Source organism: Streptomyces niveiscabiei, from assembly GCF_001419795.1.
Classification (GTDB): domain Bacteria; phylum Actinomycetota; class Actinomycetes; order Streptomycetales; family Streptomycetaceae; genus Streptomyces; species Streptomyces niveiscabiei.
Genome location: NZ_LIRL01001155.1, coordinates 1 through 4,073 on the forward strand (window position 1 = coordinate 1; position 4,073 = coordinate 4,073).

Below are 4,073 nucleotides of genomic sequence, written 5' to 3' on the forward strand. Positions count from 1 at the left end.
CGGGTGGGGGCGTTCGCGTGAGGAGAGTTACGGTCGAGGTGAGAGGCGCGCGTGAGGGCGGTCGCGGTGAGGGCTCCGCGCAGGGCCGGCCGCGCGGGACCGCCGTACGGGGCGGACGGCGGGAACACGGCCCCGGCAGGCCACCGACGCGGGCACAGGTACGGGCCGGCCGGGAGAGGCACCCATGAGCACGAACCTCCGCATCCTCCCCGTCGGCGACGACGCGCTCCTCGTCGAGGTGGCCTCCGGCGCCGAGGCCGAGGCGCTGCACGCCGAGCTGAGCCGTCGCCGCTCCGCCGGACTGCTCACGGTCCGTGAACTCGTCCCCGCGGCCCGTACGGTCCTCCTGGACGGCCTCACGGACCCTTCCGCGCTCGCCGCCGAGCTGGCGGACGCCGAGATCCCGCCGGTCGCCGCGCGGACCGAGGCGGCCGTGGAGATCCCGGTGCGCTACGACGGCCCGGACCTGGCCGACGTCGCCGCGCACTGGGGCGTCACCGAGGAGGAGGTCGCCCGCATCCACGCGTCCACCGAGTTCCGCGTCGCCTTCTGCGGCTTCGCCCCCGGCTTCGGGTACCTCACAGGCCTGCCCGCGCGCTACGACGTGCCCCGCCGCAGCACGCCACGCACCGCCGTCCCCGCCGGCTCGGTCGCCCTCGCGGGCCCGTACACCGGCGTGTACCCGCGCTCCTCGCCGGGCGGCTGGCAGCTGATCGGCACGACGGACGCGGTGCTGTGGGACCACACGCGCACGCCGGCCGCGCTGCTGTCGCCGGGGACGCGCGTGCGGTTCGTTCCGGCGGACCGGGAGGTCGCGGTGGGCCATGACGTCCCGGCCGGGCAGGACGTCGCCGTGGGCCGTGTGGACCCTGGAGCCCGGACGTGACCGATCGCGCTCTCGCCGTCGTCCGTGCCGGCGTTCTCACCACCCTCCAGGACCAGGGCCGCCCCGGCCACGCCCACCTGGGCGTACCGCGCTCGGGCGCGCTGGACCCCGGTACGGCCGCCCTCGTCAACCGGCTCGTCGGGAACCCCGCCTCCGCTGCCGTCCTGGAGACCACCCTCGACGGCTGCGCCCTGCGCCCCCGCTGCACGGTCACCGTGGCCGTCGCGGGCGCGCCCTGCGCGGTGACCGTGGACGGGCGCCCGGCACCCTGGAGTGCCCCAGTCCACGTCCCGGCCGGAGCCCTGCTGGAGGTCGGCGCGGCGACGTCCGGTGTCCGCTCGTACGTCGCCGTCTCGGGCAGCTTCCTCGTCGAACCGGTCCTCGGCAGCCGGTCCACGGACCTCCTGTCGGGCCTGGGCCCCGCCCCGCTGGCGAACGGCACGGTCCTTCCTCTGGGCTGCCCGACGCCCCCACGCGCGCGCGTGGACACGGCACCCCGACCGGCGCCGCCCGCCGAACTGGTCCTCCACGTGACCCCGGGCCCGCGCGCCGACTGGTTCACCCCCCGGGCCCTCGAAACGTTCACCACGCGCGCGTACCGGGTCTCCCCGGCCAGCAACCGCATCGGCCTGCGCACCGAGGGGCCCGTCCTGGAGCGGGCCAGGACCGGTGAACTCGCCAGCGAGGGCATGGTCCTGGGCGCCGTGCAGGTCCCGCCGGACGGGCATCCGGTCGTGTTCCTCGCCGACCACCCGACCACCGGGGGGTATCCGGTGATCGGGGTCGTCCGCGCGCGGGATCTCACGGCGGCGGCTCAGGCGGTGCCGGGGACGCCGGTGCGGTTCGTGGAGGTGCGGCGGCGGTGAAGGCGCGCGCCATGCGCGGCTCGACGCCGTGAACGCGTGGCGCGCGCCTTCACCGTGCCGGACTCAGCGCTGTGAACGCCCGCGTCGCAGCGGGCCTCCTCCGTCAACCGCTCACGCCACGTCCGCCAGCCTCTCCCCCATCGAGACGGCGCCCACCGACACCGCCCCCAACGCCGCCGAAACCGCTGCCGCGGCCCGCAGATCCAGCCGCGCGCTGGTCCCCCGCGCGCGGTGACGCAGTTCGTCGGCGGCCAGGGTCAGCAAATGAGGCAGCAGATCGGTGCACCGCCGGGCCACCCAGGCACTGCCCTGGGTGGCGAGCCACCAGAGGCTGGCCGACCGGGTCGGCTCCGGGAACTCGGGGTCGGGGGACGGCGCGGGCCCCGTCGCCCGCCCCGACTCGCGGAGCAGCGCGTGGAACCGTGTCGCGAGCTGCCGGTGCCCCCGTTCACCGGGGTGCAGCCGGTCGGCGCTCCACATCGTCCTGTCGCTGATCCAGGCGCCCTCGGCGGCGTGGAGGTGGATAGCGCCGTGCCGTTCGGACAGGGCGTGCACGACTGTGTTGACGGCCCGCTGGCGCCGGGCCAGGGGGCGGGCGAGGGCGCCGGGGAGACCCAGCATCTCCCCCGGGTCGGGCAGGCACGCGGTCAGCAGGGTCACGCCCCGGCCCGCGAAGGCGCCGTACACCGTGTCGAGCCGGTTGGCGACGGCCTGGATGTCGAAGGTGCAGCGGAGGGTGTCGTTGACGCCCACGACGACGGAGGCGACGTCGGGCCGCAGCGCCAGGGCCGTCGGGAGCTGGCGCTCCACCACGTCCCGCGTCTGCGCCCCGCTGACGGCGAGGTTGGTGAACGCGACCGGCTCCCCGCTGAGCCCGCCCGCGAGGAGCGCCGCCCAGCCGCGCCAGCCGTCCCCCACGGGGTCGCCGACCCCTTCGGTCAGCGAGTCCCCGAGAGCAACGAAACGGACGGGGTTCACGCGAGGCTCCGGGAGACGCCGGGACGGGACGGGACCGTCGCGTCGGACACGTCGGGACGAGACGGTTGCGTCGCATCGTGAGCCGCGAGGAACGCATCCACCGCCCCCTCCCACACCCGAAGCACTCCGCCCGCGCCCGCGCCTCCCCGCGCCGCTCCTCCTCGCGCCGCGCGAGAAGCGACTCGACGGCGTCCGCGAACGCCTCGCCCCGGTCGGCGGCGACGGCTCCCGCGCCGCCGATCACCTCGGGCAGCGCGGACGAGGCGCTGACGACGACCGGCGTCCCGCAGGCCATGGCCTCCAGCGCGGCGAGCCCGAAGGTCTCGGCGGGCCCGGGGGCGAGGCACACGTCGGCGGACGCCTGGAGCGCCCCGAGGACGCCCCGGTCGCCGACGTGCCCGAGGAACGTCACCGGCAGCCCCTGGGCCCGCTGTTCGAGGCGGGCCCGCAGCGGCCCGTCCCCGGCGACGACGAGCCGGGCCCGAACGCCCCGCGCGCGGAGCGCCTCCAGGGCGTCCAGCGCCGTACCGGGCCGCTTCTCGACGGACAGGCGGGTGCAGGTGACGAGGAGGATCTCGTCGGCGCGCGCGTACTGTTCCCGCAGGGCGGGGTCGCGCAGCGAGGGGTGGCGCTGGACGAGGTCGACGCCGAGCGGGGCGCGGACGACGTTGCGGGCCCCGATGCGGACGAACTCCCGCTCGGCGAACTCGGTGGTGCACACCACGCGCGCGTAGGTGTGCGCCGTACGGACGTTGAGGGCGTCGGCGGCGCGCCGGGCGGCGCCCTCGGGCAGGCCCCAGGTGCGCAGGACGCCGTCGGCGGTCTCGTGGGAGACCATCACGGCGGGTACGCGCGCGCGGCGTGCCCAGCGGCCGGTCCACCTGAGGGTCGTCCGGTCGGAGACCTCCAGCCGGTCGGGGCCGAGTTCCTCCAGGAGGCGCGCGACGCGGCTCTTGTCGGTGAGCACGCGGTACCCGCCGGTCCCGGGGACGACCGGCCCGGGCAGGGTGATGACCCGCCCCTGCTCGGTGTCCTGGTCGGTGTAACGGGGCCCGGGAACGATCAGCACGGGCTCGTGCCCCGCCTCGCGAAACCCCTTGCCGAGCTCCCGCAGGGCGGTACGCAACCCACCGGAGGCAGGCGCGACGAAGTTGGCGAGCCGCACGATCCGCAGCCCTTCACCGTTGCGGACGGCCCGCGGCCAGTCGCCCTCGCGGGCTCCCGAACGCGCACGCCGACGCCCCCCGGAGCCCTCACGCGACCCCTCGGAGGCACCCCGAAGCGCCCCAGCGTCCTCACGCGGGCCATCGAAGGCACCCCGAAGCGCCCCAGCGTCCTCACGC

3 protein-coding genes and 1 pseudogene are annotated in these 4,073 nt (G+C 76.6%); 2 read left to right on the forward strand and 2 right to left on the reverse strand.

What is annotated here, in order from left to right:
• The first annotated feature begins 184 nt into the window (after positions 1-184).
• Both pxpB and AOK24_RS41355 read left to right on the forward strand, forming a co-directional pair.
• Positions 185-886, forward strand: a complete 702-nt coding sequence (pxpB, locus tag AOK24_RS41350) for a 5-oxoprolinase subunit PxpB (RefSeq protein ID WP_055725041.1) — start codon at positions 185-187, stop codon at positions 884-886.
• On the forward strand, positions 883-1,752 hold the full coding sequence (locus AOK24_RS41355) for a 5-oxoprolinase subunit C family protein (protein WP_055725042.1): 870 nt from the start codon (positions 883-885) through the stop codon (positions 1,750-1,752). The genes pxpB and AOK24_RS41355 overlap by 4 nt, the downstream gene beginning before the upstream one ends.
• Positions 1,753-1,863: 111 nt before the next feature.
• Here AOK24_RS41355 and AOK24_RS41360 read toward each other — a convergent pair whose 3' ends face one another.
• Both AOK24_RS41360 and AOK24_RS47000 read right to left on the reverse strand, forming a co-directional pair.
• Positions 1,864-2,730, reverse strand: a complete 867-nt coding sequence (locus tag AOK24_RS41360) for an SGNH/GDSL hydrolase family protein (protein ID WP_055725043.1) — start codon at positions 2,728-2,730, stop codon at positions 1,864-1,866.
• A pseudogene (locus AOK24_RS47000) lies at positions 2,727-3,904 on the reverse strand (glycosyltransferase). The gene AOK24_RS41360 and the pseudogene AOK24_RS47000 overlap by 4 nt, the downstream one beginning before the upstream one ends.
• Between the last annotated feature and the right edge of the window lie 169 nt (positions 3,905-4,073).

What these genes read in the sequence shown, in the direction of transcription:
- pxpB (WP_055725041.1), top strand. Translation starts at nt 185, where the DNA reads ATGAGCACGAACCTCCGCATCCTCCCCGTCGGCGACGACGCGCTCCTC.